Consider the following 19282-nt stretch of genomic DNA (forward strand, 5'->3'; position numbering starts at 1 on the left):
GACTTGACACCCCTTGTTTTATAATGCCTCCGCGACTCCCAAAACCTATACTTTCTTATTCTATAAAAACACGACAAAGGCAAAGGGATAATCCCTTTGCCTTTGTCGTGTTTTTACTACTATTTTATTAACATCCGTAATAGCCAGATGCCAATGAACACGGCACTAATTACCGATAGGATAAGCAGAAGTACAGGCAGAAAAAAGAATAACAATACGGCTAAAATAGCGGCTACCATCAGATTTCCAGCCCAGCCGTAAGAACCAAAGGAAAGATTGATTCGTTTAACCCGTGGCGCAGCGCCTGATTCATAACTGCTCTCCTGCCCGTGGCGGGCATGAACATTATCGCCTTCAATAGTAATACCGTTAAAACCATCCCGTTCCTGACGGCTTAATACAGTAACTCCCAATGTATGGCCGCAATGCGGACAGGTATCTGCTCCGTTTTGTATTAACTCATTACAGTAAGGACATTGCATGGTTTACCCCTCCTGACACTTATTGTAGATCATACAGCAAGGAAATCATGCCTTCTTCACTTAAATATCTGGGATCATATTTTTCCAGCTTTAATACATCGAAAAGTCTATTGCTGCTGGTACTAATACTTGATTTACCTACCTTCATTTCTTCGACTAACACGTTTATCGGCATATCGGCCTCACCATTATTAATCCTGGAGTAGACCTGAATGACAGCAGCAGCCCATACAGCTGGTTTGCGGACATTTACGGTAGTAATCCGGGAAAAATCCTGCCACATCTTCTGTGCCAAAACAGTATCATGCAGCGAATAGCCAAATTGGGGCATATAAGTTGCAATGGATTTTGTTACTGCCATATTAACGTTTTTTTCATCAGTTACCGGCTGCGGAAAGTTGCGTTCCATCTGTGCGTAAGAAGTAACATTAACCCTGGCCCAGGTAGCTAGAAGGTCAATTGTGTGTCTTACAGCATTAGCATGCCGCTCAATAAAGTCACCCCAGGTAACACCCGGTTGTTGCAACTCTAACATAGCTTTCTGGCGATTAATTTCTTCCTTGATCCGTCGGCGCAAATTACTACTAATTTCAACACTGGTAATGAAATTAATCATAACCAATTCGTGTTCCTCTTGCTGCAGAAAGACATGTCCATAAAATAACAATTTCTTTACAAGTTTATAATTATAATTTGGATTAGGCAAACGAATTTTTTCGTCAGTCAGCAGATTAATACAATCAACCCACTCCTGATTAACTACGCTCTCAACGTAAAATACTGTAAACTTGGCTCCCATAAGCTCTTTCAGTATCTTTTGTTCCTCGTCATTCAACTGCTTACTACAATCCGATTCAAACTGCGTTATCGGCGTGCGGTCATTTGCCAGTAAATGATAATCAAATAAAAAATAATCCCAAAACCCCAGCCAGAATTCATCGTCATTTTCATTGTCCGGCATTTGCCCAAGCGGTCCTAAGTATAGTGAAAGCGCCCGGTCAAAATCATCAATGAAATTTTCTCGCTGGAAATAAGAACTAAACTTATGCATCAACCGTTCTACCGCTTCACCAACTATGCTGCCGATATCTTTCGGTATCGTAGTAAGTGATGCTTCTTTGGGCAGCAGGCTTTCCTCGTCCCCTGGTTCAATAAACTTAAGCTGCTTACCTCCAGTCATAAATGCCGCTGCCTGTTCAAGTTCCGTAGTATCAAGATGTATTTTTTTGGTGGCCAAATAATCATAAAACTCTCGCAATACATCAAATAAATGATTTACCATCTTAATATTGGGTTTAAACTCTTCTGTTTGTACAATCATCCATTCAACAGCCAAACTATACTCGACAGCTGTCAGCTCATTAAGGGTTATATCACCTGAATAAGACAAATAAGATACAAACATTTGCAGGTTGTGCCACCTATCACTCAATACCTGGTCATCGGCGCCCTGCCAAGCCTTCTGACGCAAAAAACCTTCAATCCATTCTCGCTTTATTGCTGAATTCCATTCAAGCTCTTCAAAAAAGACCTGGACTTCATCATAGACATTTTTTATGTTGGTCATGGTAACTATTTAACTCCTTTAAGCACGTTAACGAACCTTATTATAACACGTTTACCCCCTCTAAACCAGTAGTATTCCACTTATTGGAATTGTTTTCCATTAGTTAGTGCATTTAGGAATGTTTTCCCACTCCTTGTCTTAATTGACAGATCACTAACAATCACACGCATAACTGATATACGGCCCGCTTCTGTACTATATCCACCCAGCGAGTGAATGGCATATTGGCGGCCATCCTGTTCTTGACCCAGATACATCATAACATGGCCTGGCATATAGATAGCATCCCCTGGCTCCAACTTATTGATTTGCGCGACTCGGTCACTTCCTGAAAATGCAATAGTCCGGCCAGCGGTCAGCTCCTGTTCATCGGCATTGCGCGGCAGTTTTAAGCCAAAACTCCGGTATACATCAAGCACCAGCGAAGAGCAGTCCCAACTATCATGCATTCCGCCCCAGCCATAACGCTGACCCTGTAATTTAAACACCTGACTGATAATATTAGCTCTGGTATAGGGCAGATACCCGCGAACCACCTGATTATCCACCGGCACTGCAGCCAGCTCGAAAACTAACTCTCCCTGAGGACCACGTACCGGCAGCTTAACAGCATAGTTTCCTGTCTTACCTTGTTTTTCGCGCAGCAAAGAATCCTTGCTGTCAGCCAGCGGCAGTTTGGCTCCCATGGCAAACACAGTATCCCCGATGGTAATTTTACGGGCTGTCACTGTTAAAAATTCCGCTGTATCAAGATACTTCAGCCACTCCTGCCGATTGACAGCAATAGCTAACGCCTTGGCTGGCAGCCACCCCCGATAGTTATAGGTTTGGACATAGTACCAATCTTTGTTCAAGCTTTCATGCAATATAACAACAGGTTCAGCCGGATCAATCGCCGTTTCCTGCCACAAGTCAAATTCATGATCATCACTCTTGTCGGCCACAAAGTCATTTGAAGGATAACTCCTGATATTAGCACGAGTCACAGTGAACGCAAACCGCACAAGGGTACTGGGTGCAATCGCATCTATATTACACTTAGCCGCAAGTGTGCTGTAATAATCAGCTGTAACCGTTTGACCATTTACATATTCCCTATCCTCTGGCTGCTTAGGTACAGTGATCAGGCTTACCAGTTTTTCCTTTGACAATTTACTTGGGTACTGGCGCAAATCAAAAACTGTATCAGGTGACTTATCGATTACCGCCTGATTAAAGGCAGCAATCTCCTTTTGTTCCAAAATTACTCGATTAGGTTCTTGCAATTTACTAATCCAATAGGTTTCATTAAGCATCGCCGGGACAACATTAGGCATCACCCTATATGCATCTGCCGCCGCTACCGGCCATACAATGGCTGCCAGGGTAATCATGGTAACAAACAACATCAATCTTTTCATTCTTGACTTCCTCCTTCATTCGGCTAATCAGCCACTCATTTCCATTAAGCATAATTCACCAATTTACCCGCACTATCCTGCAAGCATTGACAGAAATGATTGTCAGCTACCGTGAAAAATGCTATTCTGAAGAAATGAGGGGGATAAGTATGTCTGAACAGTTACTATTAGAAATGATTCAACGACTAAGCGTAGCCGCCACGCTTGCTTTTGTATTATCTCAAACCAGCATATTTCGACGTCTGATTAACCGCCGCAATACTTGCCAGGATGCCCTGCTGCTTACTATTTTTTTTGGTCTTGTCGGCATCTCTGGAACCTATGCCGGTATACCCATCAATGATGCTATTGCCAATTCCCGGGTTGTCGGAGTTATGGCGGCCGGCTTTATCGGTGGACGTTTTATGGGAATATCAGCTGGCATCATTGCCGGCGGCCATCGTTACCTCTTAGGCGGCTTCACTTCCTTTTCCTGCGCGTTAGCCAATATTTGCGAAGGCCTGCTGGCCGGCATGATTCACAAACACTACCCAGGGCGGCCAATTCCCTGGTGGCTCGCACTTGTTGCCGGTGTTTTTGGGGAAATCATGCAAATGGGTATTATTTTATTAACAGCACGTCCCTATTATCTTGCTGTAGAACTTGTCAGCGAAATTGCTTTACCCATGATTGTTGCCAACTCACTGGGCTTGATGGTATTTATGCTGATTATAAAAACAGCCACTGAGGCGCAAGAAAAAATCAGTGCCGAACAATCCCATAAGGCACTTCATATTGCAAACAAGACATTACCTTATTTAAGGCGCGGCCTTACTGCAGAATCGGCGCAGGCAACAGCCCATATCATTTTGGCTACCGCCGGTTATGATGCCATAGCTATTACAGATACCGAGAAAGTAATAGCGTTTACAGGCGCGGAAAGTTCTCATCATGCCCCTTCTGTAAATACCAGTCTGACAACAGCCACCCGCCAAGCGCTTGCCACCGGTCAAGTGCAGCTTGCCCGGGACAAGTCCGAGATCGGTTGCGCCCACGCTGGTTGTCAGCTTGCAAGTGCTATTGTTGTGCCACTAAAAAGCGCCGACAGAGTGATTGGTGCTTTAAAGCTATATTATACCCATAAGAGCAACCTCGGTCAGGCAGACATCGTTTTCGCGACCGGCCTGGCCCACTTATTTTCTACCCAGCTTGAACTTACTGAGATTGACCACCAGGCTAAAAGGGCTGACAAAGCCAGAATGAAAGCCTTGCACGCCCAGATTAATCCCCACTTTTTATTTAATACCCTTAATACCATTACTTCGCTTATTCGCACCAAGCCTGATTTAGCGCGAGAGTTGCTAATCAAATTAAGTATGATCTTCCGCTATACACTGCATAAGACCGGGCAAAATATTACCATCAATGAGGAACTGGCACAAGTCCGCGCTTATCTTGCTATTGAACAAGCCCGCCATGGTGAAAAGCTGGTGGTAATAGAAGCAATCGAGCCCGAGCTTGGTCATTACCTGATTCCATCACTTACCATCCAGCCGCTGGTAGAAAACGCCATAAAACACGGCTTGCAGCCCAAACCTACCGGTGGCTCGCTTACGATTAAAGCTATTGATTGCGGGGACGATATCGAAATGAATATTATTGACAACGGTGTTGGTATGGATTTAGCAGCCCACAATCCACTTGAGCATCCAAGTGGTGAAAGTATTGGCTTAATCAACGTGCATGAGCGCCTCTACGGGCAATATGGCAGTAGTTATGGCTTAACACTTACCAGCCAACCTGGCCAGGGGACTACAATTACATTGCGTTTTCCCAAATGCCTTACTGACGAGGTGGATGATTGTGCTTAAAGCCATTATTGTTGATGACGAACTACCGGCTCGCGACGAACTAAAATTTTTGCTGTCCCAGCTGCCGGCTATCACCGTGATTGGTGAGGCGGACAACGGCCCGGCAGCAGTCGGCCTTGCAGCCCAGTGCGACCCTGATGTTGTATTCCTGGATATTCAAATGCGGGGCATGAGCGGCCTTGATACCGCACTAGCCCTGCGAACAGCCGCGCCACAAGCCCTTATTGTTTTTGCCACCGCCTATGATGAATATGCACTTAAAGCATTTGAAATAGGCGCTGTTGATTATCTGCTAAAGCCGTTTGAAAGTGAGCGAGTAACCTCTACCGTGCTGCGTTTAGAAAAGTATCATCCTGAAGAATGGCAAGTAGCCACCACGCGCCTTGATCAAACGTTGAATTCCGCAGTTCAACAGCCAGTACACAAACTGGCTGTTGAAAAAAATGGCAAAATCATGTTAATTGATTATGATGATATTATCTACATTCATACCCTTACAGGGTTAGTCAAAATTATAACCATAGCCGGGGAATACAGCTACTCTGGCACGTTGACAGAACTACAGGAACGTCTGCGGGACACGCCTATTTTACGCGTACACAGAAGCTACCTTGTCCATATGGAAAAAGTTAAGGAAGTCATCCCCTGGTTCAAAGGTACTTACTGGCTAAAATTGCCTACACCTGGTAATAGCAGCTATATCGAGGTACCTGTCGGCAAAGGCCAAATAAAGAAATTAAAGGAAATTCTGGGACTTAAGTGAACTCGTTCAGCAAAGCTGGACATCGAATCTTTAGGTGGGGGCTCTACCCCACCTAAAGTAACGCCGCCTATAGAGGCGGGATTCTTAACTCATCGGCCAAAATAAATTAGCCAAAAATATATCTTGACTTTACTAACATATCATGATATATTAGTAAAGATTATTGTCCATGTGGTTGTAAGCCCCTATTTAGAAAAAGTAGCTTTCCGAATTCTCTTTGTTCTAATTAGTAATTGGTAGTAGTCGAAGGTAATTGCGGCTGATTACCCATTTAGAATTAAGGAGGAACTAGATATGAAACGTATTATATCATTAATTAAACGCTTAAATTTTTTAGGCTATTGCACCTTTGAAATTGAAAGTATAATTAAAGAAGCGATTGGTATTGGCATCATCAGCAACTTAAGCAGTAACCAAGAACTTGCTGTTATTGAGCATCTCGAGCTGTACGAGCAATTAGGGCTAAATTATCTGAACACTTATAGTAAATAAGTAAGTATTAAAAAAATCCGCGTTCACTAAGCGAACGCGGATTTTTTTATGTGGGTCTAGGCAATCTTTTTTTGAAACTTCACGATACTGATAGACAAAGCTACCAGAATATATACAATCAGGGCAAAGACCTGCGACCACAGGAAATTGATGCCAATCCCTTTAAGAACAATTCCTCGCAGTATTTCCAGATAGAAAGTCAGTGGCAGCAAATGCCCCAACTGGTAGAAAAGCTGCGGCATAGCTTCCCGGGGAAACATGAACCCAGATAACAGCACGCTAGGCAGAAATACAAAAAAAGACATTTGCATAGCCTGCATCTGAGTCCTGGTTACCGTTGAAATGAGCACTCCCAAAGACAAAGAAGCAATAATAAATAGTGTGGTCAAACTGTAAAGCAAGACAATACTGCCCTTCATCGGCACAGCAAACACCAATGCGCCTACTACCAGCGCTAAGGTAGCCTGAACATAACCAACAAAAATATAGGGAATGATTTTCCCCAGAATCAATTCATGGGATTTCATCGGCGTTACAATCAATTGTTCGAGTGTACCCCGCTCCCGTTCACGAACAATAGCCATTGAGGTAATCATGACCATAGTCATGGTCAATATAATCCCTAATATACCTGGCACCATGTAAAATGCAGAAATAAAGTCAGGATTATACCAGGGGCGAATGCGAATATCAATTGGCGAAGTTACCTGCTTTCCCTGCGAGATTTGCATCTGTTTTAGCAGTATTTCCTGGGAACGCAGCTGCCCGATTAATTGCGCCGACGAAATGGCCGAAGAGGCTGCCATTGAATCAGAGGCATCGACAATGACCTGAACAGCTGCACTGCGCCCATGCTTAATACTGTCCGTATAATCCGGGGGAATAATAATGCCTACCTTGGCCTTACCGCTCTCAACAGCCTCGTTTACTTCCTGATAATTTTTTGCCACATACTTCGTATCAAAATATTGACTGGCTTGAAAGGCAGACAGCAAATCACGCCCCTCTTGCTGCAGCGATTGATCAAAGACAATCGTAGATAAATGCTTGACATCGGTATTAATTGCAAAACCAAACAACAACAATTGCAAAATAGGCATGACTACCATCATAGCAAAAGTCAACCGGTCACGCCGCATTTGGATAAACTCTTTAATTAGCAAGGCTCTCAGACGAATCATACGCTCAGCTCCTTACGTTTGGCCTTTACATAGTAAACAAAAACATCCTCAAGCGACGGAATAATTACCCGATAGTCATAATTCTGATAATCTGTTAATCGCGCTTCATCGACGAGAACATGGACACTGGTTCCATAAGGATACACATCCAGAACCTCGCGCTGCTCGGCCACCAGTTCACTAAACAACCCCATGGGGTCCTGTGTTGGAATTTCAAGCAGCGTTCCTGGCAAATCGCGTTTGAGATTGGCGGGTTTGTCGTCTGCGATTAAACTACCTTCATAAATAAATCCGATAGCATCACAATGTTCGACTTCATCCATGAAATGAGTAGTAACCATCACTGTCGTGCCTTGGTTTGCCAGCTCATAAATAATATCCCAAAACATGCGGCGGGACTTAGGATCAACGCCACCTGTTGGTTCATCCAAAAATAAAATCGACGGCTCATGCAAAATAGAACAGCCTAATGCCAGTCGCTGCTTCCAACCACCGGCAAGGTTTGCCGTCATTTCCTGCCGACGGTCTTTCAGTCTGGCCATGTCCAGCATATGCTCTATCCGCTCCTGCCGCTGAGGCCCTTGCAAACTATACAAACCAGCATAAAACTCAAGGTTTTCAATCACTGTCAGGTCGTCATACAAACTAAACTTTTGTGACATATAGCCGATTTTTTCTTTAATCGCTTCGGCTTGTGCTGCCAAATCCAGCCCCAGGATCTGCCCACTCCCACTCGTGGGGGCTAAAATTCCGCATAACATGCGAATGGTCGTCGATTTTCCCGAACCATTAGGCCCCAAAAAACCATAAATACTGCCTTGTGGAATTTTAAGGCTAACCTGATTAACAGCCACAAAATCGCCGAAAACCCGGGTAAGGTTTTCTGTTTCTACAGCATACATTACGGTTCCCCTCCCCCTGCCAGGTGAACAAATATATCCTCTAACGTCGGTGAAATCTCACGGAGAGCATATCCTGTCACTCCGTCTGCCTGTAGCGCGGCTTCAACTGACAGATTAACTTCGGCATTAGGTGCAGTTACCAAATGATAATGATCGCCAAATGCATTAATGTCCAGAATCGGACACTTTGCCAGCAGTTTTTTTATCTGTTTACCCTCCGCTTTAAGCTCCAGCAGACGGAAAGGATATGCCGCCTTCAAGCGGGCGGGCGTATCGCAGGCCACAAGCTGGCCCTGATTCATAAATGCCACCTGTGTACACAGCTCAGCTTCATCCATATAAGGGGTAGAAACAAAGATTGTCATGCCTTCTTTGTTCAGCCGGTACAGCATTTGCCAAAACTCTCGCCGGGAAACAGGGTCAACACCTGTGGTAGGCTCATCCAGAAAAAAGACTTTCGGCCGATGCATGAGCCCGGCAGCCAAGGCCAGCTTTTGTTTCATACCACCTGACAAATTGTCAGCCAAACGGTCCTTGAAGGGCAACAGGTTAGTAAAAGCCAAAATTTCCGTTCCCAACTCATTTATCCGCTGCTTATCTGCTCCGTATAAAGCTCCGATAACGCGAATGTTTTCCATAACAGTGAGATCACCGTACAGACTGAATTTTTGCGGCACATAGCCGATTTGAGCTTTTACACTCTCGGCATTTTCACTGCCAAGCAGACTTATACTGCCTGATGTTACTGCCATAATACCGGTAATCATACGAATTGTCGTAGTCTTGCCTGCACCATCAGGCCCCACCAAGCCAAAGATTGTCCCGGCCGCAACCTTCATACTAAGATTATCTACAGCCGTCAAAGCCCCAAACCTTCTGGTAACATTGGTAAGGGTAATCATTTAAGCACCACATCAGCTGGCATACCAGGCTTTAAAATCCCTTCGGCATTATCAAGCTGTACCTTGACCGCAAACACCAGATTGGCCCGCTCGCTTTGTGTAATACTCTGACGGGGAGTAAACTCGGCGTTTTGGCTAATTTCTTTGATTTCTCCGCGGAATACTCTGCCCAGAAAAGAATCTACTTTCACTTTAGCCTCCTGCCCAATAGCAATCAATCCTAATTGGGTTGAAGACACATATATCTTTACCCAACAATCAGTCATATCCCCCACTGTCAAAATGGCGGCTCCCGGATTAACATACTCACCGTTTTCAAAATTTTTAGAGAGAATTAATCCGTTGATCGGACTGATGACCACCGTATCTTCTAATAATACCTTGCTAGCTGCCAGCACCGCCTTACTGCGCTCCAGTTCCAGGCGCTGCGCTTCAATAGCTTCCGGCCGGTTGCCTTCATTTCCCAGACTTAGCCGTTGATTAGCTGCAATCATACTACCATAAGCCACTTCCATGTTGGAACGGGCGGTATCCAGCTGCTGCAGCGAAATTGCGCCAGATTGATACAGGCTTTGATAGCGTTCATAATCCTGTCTGGTTTTTTCATACGTCGAGCGGGCCGAATCCAGCAGAGCACTTAGCTCTTGCCGCTCCTGGCTTCGCGGCCCGGCTTCCAAATCCCGCAGTTGCGCAGCCGCCTTGGCAAGTGCGGCTTCATCCCTGACAACCTGGGCTTCCAAATCTGCTCTGGTTATCTTGGCAACCTTTTGCTGAGCCTCAACCGCATCGCCGGCCTTTAGCTCTAGTCCTGACAAATAACCGTTCACCTTTGGCATAACATCGGCCCGCGTTACTTCGATTGTGCCTGTAGCCGTAATACCGGTTTCCGCTGGTCTTAGATACTTATACGCCGCCCCCCCTGCTACCAGCAGGGCAAGCAGAACACCAACCAGTATTTTTTTATTTATCACCACACTCTTTCACCCCACTCAAAAAAATTTCTACTGCTTGCACAACAAAATTTTCCCCCTGTACAGTACCATCAGGCACAAAGCGCCGCGAAATAGGACGGGAAATAAAATAAAAGTTCAACATACCTGCCAAGGCCAAGGCTGCGGCATTAACATCCATATCCTTACGAAATTCACCGCAATCAATTCCCTCGCGTATTGTATTTGTCAAAAACCCGTAGACGCGGTGAATATACTTTTGAATAAGCGGTTCGAAAAAGCGGGAGGGACTAATAATCTCGCCCATAAGAAATTTAGTAAAAAAGGGCATTTTACCATGTACCATGGTTACACCTTGTGCATACTTGATGATTTTTTCGGTCGGTGAAGCCTTTATCCCCGAAACAGAGTCCAACAATATTCCAATAGGCGAAAACTGCTTTTCAAGAATTGCCGAATACAAACTCTCTTTCCCGCCAAAATGATAGGATATCAAAGCACTATTTGCGCCAGCTTCTTGTGACAGCTCCCGTATCGATACCCCGGCCAACCCTCTTGCGGAAAATAATTTCTCCCCAGCCTCAATCAATTTATCTCTTGTATCTTTTTCCACAAATCCACTCCCCTCACTCAATTAATTAATCGATTGATTAAATTGTAGCCAGCAGCATTATCCTTGTCAAGAAAAACCTCACCCTCTTTTTTTGAAAAACCAAAAAGGAAGAGCACCTGCGGTACCCTTCCTTTATTTAATACTATCGGAGAAAATAGGAATTTGCTTAAGCCTGTTATCTATTTATCGAACACAGAGGTGCAATTGGGGCAACGCGTAGCCTTGCTATTAATACTAGAGAAGCAATGCGGACATTCCTTGGTTGCCGGCGCTGCCGGTGCTTCTTTCGGCTTGGCACATATCCGGTTTATCTGGGTTATCAAAAGAAAAATTGCAAAAGCTACAATTGTAAAATCAACAATGCTATTAATAAATAAACCATAATTTAAAGTAGCCGCACCAGCTGCCTTCGCCGCTGCAAGGGTAGGATAATTGGTGCCTGATAAGTTGATAAATAAATTAGAAAAATCCACCTTTCCTAACAGTAACCCCACCACCGGCATTAAAATGTCATTAACAAAAGAAGACACTATTTTCCCAAAAGCAGCCCCAATGATAATACCTACAGCTAAATCAAGAACATTTCCCCGCATTGCAAATTTGACAAACTCTTTAACCATATTCTTAACCTCCCAAAATGTATTTTAACTAGAATATATCGTAAATTGTACCACTTGTCGATGAAAAACACTGTCACAGAATTTATCCCAAGCTTGACGTACAAAGAAAAAAGTAGGACTATAGTAGTATACTTTTGCATTTGGAGATGAAGTCTATGAATAAAATTTCTGTACCAGCCAAGTATATCCCACCCCTCGTGATAACCGTCCTCCTCATAGCAGGGCTATTGGGAGTCCGCTACTTCGGTCTTTTTTCATTTGGACATGTTGTACCGCAACAGCAAGGACCAGTCACTGTTACAACTGCACCTGTCAGTATCATAAATAAAGAAGCAGCAATCATACTGCCCGGTTCTGTTCAAAGCCGCCAGGCAGTCATAATTAGTGCCGAAATTTCCGGGCACCTCAGTGAGGTAACTGTAGCCGAAGGCCAGCAGGTACAAGCCGGACAATTGCTTGCTCATATTGAAGGCTCCGCAGCATCTGCCGGCATAGAAACAGCAGCTAATCCTATTCCGTCCAGTCAAAATGAGGGTTCACGGCAGCAGGCCCAAGCCAATTATGACAATATTGCCAAAGAATATGACCGTTATCAGAAATTGTATCAAGTAGGCGGCATTGCACGCCGGCAATTTGAAGATGTGTCCGCCCGCTTACAAGCTGCGCGCGAAGCCTTATCCAGCACCCAGGATACCCAAGATACAGCGTCTTCCAGCAGCTCCACACGACTGCCTGGCTCGGTTAACCTTACTGCTCCAATTAGCGGCAAAGTCACCGGACTTGCCGCCGCTAACGGGAAAACAGTCCAGACAGGCCAGCAGCTAATGGTATTAGACACTGGTGGCGATGTTCGCGTCGTTGTTCACCTTGAACAAAAGGATTTATATCTTGTCTCCTCAGGCACCCTGGCTGAAATTGTAGTCAATGATTCAGTACCTCAATCGCTCACCGGTCAAGTCGAAGCCATTTATCCGGTAGTTGGGACTGACACGCCATCATTCCTTGCCCATATCAGGGTCGATAATACCAATGGCCTTCTCAAAGCAGAACTCCCGGTACAAGTTCATCTGAAAACCGGCAATTCAGTACCTGTTCGTGCCGTACCGCTATCAGCCGTTTTTCAAGACCAGGAACTCAACTATTTGTACCTGGCCATTGATGGCAAAGCCGTCCGGCAGCAGGTAGATGTAGGCGCCACTATCAATGACTTCGTAGAAATCACTTCCAGTTTACCGGAGCAGGCCCGCATTATAACCAGTGGTATAAACAATCTAAAAGATGGCGATGCAGTAGCACTCCCTTAAAAAAATAAAAAAATCGCCTCACCCAAAGGTAAGACGTAAGAGGTCATGTCATAGGGATGCGTTTCCTAATGACTTTTATAGCATACATGAATATTGTTAGAAAAGAATTATAAAAGCGCAAAAAATACAAAAAAATTTCAACAAGAAACCGCCAGACCTTACACAGGCCGGCGGTTTCTATGCAGTAGCACGTAAACAGCCTTAGAAGCGGAAGTCGCGTTTTCCATCGTTAAGTTCTGTCAAATGCTCAATGGCAATCTTACGAACTTTTTCATTGGTAATACGGGGAATTTCGTTGGCAATTACGGCCTCACCCTTTGCTTTGGTATCTGCCGAAGCATAGTCCTCTAAGTATTCCTTAAGCGTCATAAGGGCATTCGGCTGACAACAGTTGGCAATTTGTCCTGTCTTTACCAGACTCATAAACCTGTCACCTGTACGTCCTTCACGGTAGCAAGCCGTACAGAAGCTGGGAATATACCCCAAAGTCAACAGCCAATTTACAACTTCATCCAGAGTACGGCTGTCATTTACATCAAACTGAGCCGAATTATCGTCTTCTGCTTCTTTTTCATAATATCCACCAACACTAGTACTGGAAGCGCCGCTGACTTGGGATATGCCTAATTCCAGCACCCGCTCACGGGTTTTTTGGGATTCACGGGTAGAAACAATCATACCGGTGTACGGAACAGCAATCCGGAGCACAGTTACTATTTTGGCGAATATATCATCAGAAATAGCATTGCTAAAGTTTTCGGGGTCAATATCATCCGCAGGGCGAATCCGCGGAACACTGATGGTATGCGGGCCAACTCCCATAGCCGCCTCTAAATGTTCAGCATGCATAAGCAGACCAACAAAATCATAGCGGTACATATTTAAGCCAAACAAGACGCCTATGCCAACATCGTCAATCCCGCCTTCCATGGCACGATCCATAGCTTCAGTATGGTAGGCATAGTCTTTCTTTGGCCCGGTTGGGTGCAGCTCTTCATAGGCTTTTTTATTATAGGTTTCCTGGAAAAGAATATAGGTCCCAATGCCTGCTTCCTTGAGTTTACGGTAGTTTTCCACAGTTGTTGCGGCAATATTGACATTAACACGGCGAATAGCACCATTTTTATGTTTAATACTGTAAATAGTTTTGATGCTTTCCAAAACATATTCAATCGGATTATTAACAGGGTCTTCGCCTGTTTCCAACGCCAGCCGCTTATGCCCCATGTCCTGTAAAGCAGTTACCTCACGTACAATATCCTCTTGTGAAAGCTTTTTGCGGGAAATATTTTTATTTTTAAAATGATAAGGGCAGTATACACAGCCATTTATACAGTAGTTAGAAAGATATAACGGAGCAAACATTACAATACGGTTTCCATAAAGCTTTTGCTTGATTTCTTTTGCCAATGACATCATTTTTTCATTCTCATCTTCTAAGTCACACTCCAGCAGCACAGCCGCTTCACGGTGAGTCAGACCTTTGCAATCCCTGGCACGTTCTATAAGGCTGTCAATAAGTTCACGATTGCTTTTGTTTTGTTGAGCAAAAGCCAGCGTATCCAACACTTCCTGGTCGTCAATAAATTCAGTAGCAATTTTTGATTTACAATTATACATTAGAAACACTCCTTTTATTATTGTTTATCTGCGATTGGAGATAGCTTAGAATACACGGTTTTACTATTGACGTGGGGAATCATTCCTAACTTGCCGGAGAGAGCACTGATAATATCATTGGGAGCATCCATGACAATACTAATTACTGAAACATTACGTTTGGAATAAGGAATTCCCATTCTCCCTACAATGTACTCGCCATATTCGTGAAGAATATCATTTATCTTTTTGACGGAATCCTTGTTTTCAACCACAATTCCAATAAGCGCAATCCTTGTTTCCATAAGGCTTTTTAGCTCCTTAAAAATATAATATAAAAAATCCTTGTGACTCAAAAGGCCACAAGGATAGACGTCAATGATTAAGGGAAGCAATATCCAAGGCTATGCTTCTCCCTAAATTACACCTATTCTCTCGCCTTCTCATTTGGGACGAACCCTCATGCAATCAGCACGATACTTTGTTTTAACAATTTACCTATGGTTTGCCGCAAGAAAAAATGAAACTCATTTCATCTTAAACAGCTTACCTAAATATTGACTAAATCGTAACATATTTTCAGATAAAAAACAATACTCACATTTCTTTTACCTGTATTACTTCCTCATATACAAAGACAAACTCCTGCCAAACAATTTGGCAGGAGTTTGTCTACTACTGTCTGGCAGCCGCCGTGAGCCTGTCAGACATTAACTACATCACTTCTTCTACATCTTTAGCAGGTTTTATCGAAAACCATACTTTTACGGCATCAACGATAACAAAGACGATGAGAATCATCATTACTACACTGGCACCAGCCAATAACCATTGCGCTTTTGGTACGTAGAATTCAAATATATTGTAGAAACCTGCGGTCATTGCTGTTACAAGCATAAAGCAAAGGGGAATAAGTGTAACCCACAGATATTTTGCTTTCCCCATCCGCAGCAACATGGTAGTGCCAATAGTTAACGCCATGCTGGCAAGCAATTGGTTAGAAAGGCCGAATAATGGCCAAATGGATGCAATCGAACCGCCAAATAGCAGATAACCCCAGGCGAAAGAAATTAAAGCACTAGTGAAGATGATACCTGGAATCCAATGTGCGTCAGCAAGTGGCTTGTACACCATGCCACCAACTTCTTGTAATAAGTAGCGGCCAACCCGAGTACCAGCATCAATAATCGTTAAAATGAACAAAGCTTCAAACATGATCGCGAAATGATACAGGAAGGACATAAAGCTTTCCAAGCCAGGGATTTGGGCAAAAATATGCGCCATACCCACTGCAAGTGATACTGCGCCACCTGGACGACCGGCAATATCTTCACCAACCAGTTGTGCTAAGATTGGAAGTTCCTGAACATTCATCCCCAGTTTTGCAAATACTGCCGGAGCACTGTTAATGGCAAAGTAATCGGCAGGAATCAAGCTGGTTGCTGCAATCAGCGCCATAATACTTATAAAGGCTTCAGCAAGCATGGCCCCAAAACCGATTGGTAAAATTTCGCTTTCGTTAGTTATCATTTTTGGTGTTGTACCGGTGGCAATAATGGAGTGAAATCCGGAAATTGCCCCACAGGCAACAGTGATACAAACAAACGGCCAGACAGGACCGGGAACAACCGGGCCGCCCCCACTGACAAACTGAGTAATTGCCGGCATATGGATTTGCGGATTAACAATGATAATCCCGATAGCCAAAGCACCGATGGTGCCGATTTTCATATAGGTGCTCAAATAATCACGCGGTGCTAATAAGAGCCATACAGGAAGTGCAGCAGCAATAAAACCATATACAGGAAGAATAATATCTAATTGTGTACGGCTAAGTGTGAACAAAGGTGCCCATGAAGAGCCCTGAACCCAAGCTCCGCCAAATACAGCAGCAATAACCATAACCACACCAACAAAAGATGCTTCACCAATATGACCAGGACGCAGATAGCGCATGTAGACGCCGATAAAGAGTGCAATTGGAATAGTTGCACCAACCGTAAATGCACCCCACGGACTGTTAAACAAGGCATTGGCAACGGCAATGCCCATACCTGCCATGGTAATAACCAGAATGAAAATGACGGCAATTGCAGCAGCTAAACCAGCGGAATTGCCGATCTCAGCTTTGGCAATTTCGGCGATAGAACGACCGTCATGGCGAACAGATGCAAATAGGATAATCATATCATGGACTGCACCGCCCATGCAGGCACCAATAAGTATCCAGAGAGTGCTCGGCAAATAACCGAACTGTGCTGCAAGTACCGGCCCAACAAGTGGACCAGCACCAGCAATAGCGGCAAAATGATGTCCGAAAGTTACCCATTTATTTGTGGGTACATAGTCATGACCGTCTTCGTGGACAACAGCCGGAGTCGGGCGCTTAGTATCAAGTGCCAAAACTTTCGCTGCAATGAAGGCGCCATAATAACGATAGCAAAGAGTTAGCACCAAAGCCGAAATAATAACAAGATAAAGACCATTCATAAAGCTTGCCTCCTTAAATTTATTAAATTATTTACTAAAATAAATATAAGGTAAAAATTCGCATTAATAAATACAATTTATATGAATGATCTAAAATGATATATGAATAGAAATATCACCGGGTGAATAGAAATGAGCTACTGTGATGCTCTCACATTCACTTTGACATCATAAAATGTGCTTCCATTTCCCTTATCTGTTAAGCGCTGTGAGGTCAGAGTATTGACTGAACGATTGCCTGGAGCATGTTCAAGCCACCATACTCCTTCAGTGACAACAATCCCAGGCGGAATGTTAGCTGAAATTCGTAATGTAAAAGCTACCTCGCCACGTTCGTTGCTGGCAATAACAAATTGATCCTCTTTCAGCCCCATTTTTCCGGCATCCTCCGGATTCATTTGCAAAAGCATTTTATTGTTCTTGGTCAGGTCTGCTCTTTCATTAAACGATGAGTTTAACAAGCGCATATCAGGCGCATTAACCAGCCAAAATTCGGCATCATCCCCGTGCGGCTTTGTATAGTTAGGCAAAATATCGTCTTCCCGGGGATTGAGAATTTCTATTTTTCCTGATGGAGTCCTAAACTGAGTCTTGTAACCTTCAGGCAGCAGTAATTCCAGTGGTCGTCCTTCCCGCAATGTTTCGAGCTGAGCGCTTACCAGCCAGGAAGATGGTTTAGCCAAAATAGCATCAATTAAATCATCAGCTGACTGTTTAAAGAAAGGTTTATTAATCCCCATTGCGTCTGCCAGCAAAGAAAATACCTCCCAGTTGGATTTTGCTTGTCCTACTGGCAAAATTGCAGGATAGGCGCGCTGCATTACGTAGTTTCCGTAGGAGCGGTACATATCGCTGTGTTCGAGTGAGGTAGTTGCCGGTAAAACGATATCAGCATATTTCGCCGTATCAGTTATGAAACGTTCATGAACAACAGTAAACAAGTCCTCCCGCGCCAATCCCTGTAATACCTGGTTCTGATCAGGAGCAATGGCTGCAGGGTTGGAATGATATACATACAGACTCTTAATTGGGGGAACAACCACTTCATTTAGAGCCTGACCCAGTTTATTCATATTGACCATTCGCGTTGGCTGTTCCTGAAACTCCTCATGAGTTACCATGGTACTCGCAAAAGCCGCATCGGTAGATGTACCAGTCAACAGTCCTCCCCCCGGTTTTCCCCAGGCACCGACCACTCCAGGCAAACAAGTAATTGTTCTAACATTCATTGCGCCATTGCTATAACGGGATAAACCGCTGCCCATCCGAATAAAAGGAGCCCCTGCTGTCGCATACTGCCTGGCTATCTCTTCAATTGTGCCAACAGCAATACCGGTTATCTCACTAACTAGCTCAGGTGAATACTTCGGCAAAACAGTTGTTACTAATTCCTCATATCCTTGTACATATTGACCTATAAAATCCTTATCCGCCAGGTTCTCCCGTGCTATTACATGCATCATACCGAGTGCCAAAGCACCATCAGTACCTGGACGAACAATAATCATTCGATCAGCGATTTTTGCTGTAGGTGTCTCATAAGTATCAATTAGCCACACCTTGGCTCCTTGTTTTTTGGCAATATTTATATCATGCATACTATGAATATTGGTTGCCAGCGCATGAATACCCCAAAGAATAATCAAATCGCTGCTATGAATCTCATTGGTATGAGGCGCCATTGTCTGCCCCATAACAGCATTCCAGCCATATCCTTTGGCTGGGGAACAAATCGTTCGCTCCAGGCGTGAAGCACCTAGGCTATAGAAGAACGGATGTCCGGCGCTGCGCTGCACAACCCCCATGGTCCCAGCATAGGAATAGGGCAGTATGGCCTCGGCTCCATACTGAGCAATAATTCCCTTCCAGTTTGCTGTAATTCGCTCAAAGGCTTCCTCCCAGGAAATCGGCGCAAATTTGCCACTCCCCTTACTGCCAATCCGCCGCAAGGGCGTGGCGATTCGCCGCTCTGAATGGACTGTTCGTTCATAATGAACCATCTTCGGACACAGTGTTCCTCTTGTAAATGGGTGATCCGGATCGCCCTCCACCTTGACAACCCTGCCATCAGCTACATGGACAAGCAGACCACATGTATCCGGGCAATCATAGGGGCAGACTGAGCGTACTATTTTCTTCATATGCGACTCTCCTTTACTATTTTTCT

General features: G+C 44.3%; 17 protein-coding genes. 4 read left to right on the forward strand and 13 right to left on the reverse strand.

Annotated elements, in window-relative coordinates:
- Positions 1-119 precede the first annotated feature (119 nt).
- The 3 genes from SALPA_RS00095 to SALPA_RS00105 form a co-directional block, all read right to left on the reverse strand.
- Entirely contained in the window at positions 120-482 is a 363-nt protein-coding gene (locus tag SALPA_RS00095; protein WP_145088308.1) for a zinc ribbon domain-containing protein, read from the reverse strand.
- Between the two features lie 19 nt (positions 483-501).
- Complete coding sequence (locus tag SALPA_RS00100; RefSeq protein WP_145088310.1) at positions 502-2049, reverse strand: hypothetical protein; 1548 nt, start codon at positions 2047-2049, stop codon at positions 502-504.
- An 80-nt stretch (positions 2050-2129) separates the two neighbouring features.
- On the reverse strand, positions 2130-3449 hold the full coding sequence (locus tag SALPA_RS00105; protein WP_145088312.1) for an SH3 domain-containing protein: 1320 nt from the start codon (positions 3447-3449) through the stop codon (positions 2130-2132).
- A 149-nt stretch (positions 3450-3598) separates the two neighbouring features.
- On the opposite strand from SALPA_RS00105, the gene SALPA_RS00110 reads away from it, so the two are divergent.
- From SALPA_RS00110 to SALPA_RS00120, 3 genes are all read left to right on the forward strand, one after another.
- Positions 3599-5299, forward strand: a complete 1701-nt coding sequence (locus SALPA_RS00110) for a sensor histidine kinase (RefSeq protein ID WP_145088314.1) — start codon at positions 3599-3601, stop codon at positions 5297-5299.
- Positions 5286-6062: a LytTR family DNA-binding domain-containing protein gene (locus SALPA_RS00115; RefSeq protein ID WP_145088316.1), complete on the forward strand. Its 777-nt coding sequence runs from the start codon at positions 5286-5288 to the stop codon at positions 6060-6062. Before SALPA_RS00110 ends, SALPA_RS00115 begins: the two co-directional genes overlap by 14 nt.
- A 294-nt stretch (positions 6063-6356) precedes the next feature.
- The gene (locus SALPA_RS00120) at positions 6357-6554 is read left to right on the forward strand and encodes a hypothetical protein (RefSeq protein ID WP_145088318.1); all 198 of its coding nucleotides are present in this window, start codon (positions 6357-6359) and stop codon (positions 6552-6554) included.
- Between the two features lie 56 nt (positions 6555-6610).
- Here the strand turns inward: SALPA_RS00120 and SALPA_RS00125 are convergent, their stop codons facing one another.
- The 6 genes from SALPA_RS00125 to mscL all read right to left on the reverse strand — a co-directional run bounded on the left by SALPA_RS00125 (position 6611) and on the right by mscL (position 11722).
- On the reverse strand, positions 6611-7735 hold the full coding sequence (locus tag SALPA_RS00125) for an ABC transporter permease (protein ID WP_145088320.1): 1125 nt from the start codon (positions 7733-7735) through the stop codon (positions 6611-6613).
- A complete protein-coding gene (locus tag SALPA_RS00130) occupies positions 7732-8637 on the reverse strand; it encodes an ABC transporter ATP-binding protein (protein ID WP_145088322.1) in 906 nt (301 codons plus the stop codon). Before SALPA_RS00130 ends, SALPA_RS00125 begins: the two co-directional genes overlap by 4 nt.
- On the reverse strand, positions 8637-9539 hold the full coding sequence (locus SALPA_RS00135; RefSeq protein ID WP_145088324.1) for an ABC transporter ATP-binding protein: 903 nt from the start codon (positions 9537-9539) through the stop codon (positions 8637-8639). The genes SALPA_RS00130 and SALPA_RS00135 overlap by 1 nt, the downstream gene beginning before the upstream one ends.
- Entirely contained in the window at positions 9536-10510 is a 975-nt protein-coding gene (locus tag SALPA_RS00140; protein ID WP_255450694.1) for an HlyD family secretion protein, read from the reverse strand. The genes SALPA_RS00135 and SALPA_RS00140 overlap by 4 nt, the downstream gene beginning before the upstream one ends.
- Positions 10500-11102, reverse strand: coding sequence for a TetR/AcrR family transcriptional regulator (locus SALPA_RS00145; protein ID WP_186450828.1), 603 nt, complete (start codon positions 11100-11102; stop codon positions 10500-10502). Before SALPA_RS00145 ends, SALPA_RS00140 begins: the two co-directional genes overlap by 11 nt.
- A gap of 179 nt (positions 11103-11281) precedes the next feature.
- Positions 11282-11722, reverse strand: a complete 441-nt coding sequence (gene mscL, locus SALPA_RS00150) for a large-conductance mechanosensitive channel protein MscL (protein WP_145088328.1) — start codon at positions 11720-11722, stop codon at positions 11282-11284.
- Between the two features lie 155 nt (positions 11723-11877).
- Here mscL and SALPA_RS00155 point away from each other — a divergent pair, with 155 nt between their 5' ends.
- Complete coding sequence (locus SALPA_RS00155; protein ID WP_186450829.1) at positions 11878-13026, forward strand: efflux RND transporter periplasmic adaptor subunit; 1149 nt, start codon at positions 11878-11880, stop codon at positions 13024-13026.
- Between the two features lie 201 nt (positions 13027-13227).
- Here SALPA_RS00155 and hydG read toward each other — a convergent pair whose 3' ends face one another.
- The 4 genes from hydG to SALPA_RS00175 all read right to left on the reverse strand — a co-directional run bounded on the left by hydG (position 13228) and on the right by SALPA_RS00175 (position 19256).
- Positions 13228-14646, reverse strand: a complete 1419-nt coding sequence (gene hydG / locus SALPA_RS00160; protein ID WP_145088332.1) for a [FeFe] hydrogenase H-cluster radical SAM maturase HydG — start codon at positions 14644-14646, stop codon at positions 13228-13230.
- Positions 14647-14663: 17 nt separating this feature from the next.
- Positions 14664-14930 carry a TM1266 family iron-only hydrogenase system putative regulator gene (locus SALPA_RS00165; protein ID WP_145088334.1) on the reverse strand — a complete coding sequence of 89 codons (267 nt, stop codon included), beginning with the start codon at positions 14928-14930 and terminating at the stop codon, positions 14664-14666.
- A 409-nt stretch (positions 14931-15339) separates the two neighbouring features.
- The gene (locus SALPA_RS00170) at positions 15340-17115 is read right to left on the reverse strand and encodes a carbon starvation protein A (RefSeq protein ID WP_145088336.1); all 1776 of its coding nucleotides are present in this window, start codon (positions 17113-17115) and stop codon (positions 15340-15342) included.
- Positions 17116-17252: 137 nt separating this feature from the next.
- Complete coding sequence (locus SALPA_RS00175) at positions 17253-19256, reverse strand: molybdopterin-dependent oxidoreductase (RefSeq protein ID WP_145088338.1); 2004 nt, start codon at positions 19254-19256, stop codon at positions 17253-17255.
- Positions 19257-19282: the final 26 nt, after the last annotated feature.

The sequence above is a fragment of the Sporomusa sp. KB1 genome (assembly GCF_007830295.1).
Lineage (GTDB): Bacteria > Bacillota > Negativicutes > Sporomusales > Sporomusaceae > Sporomusa.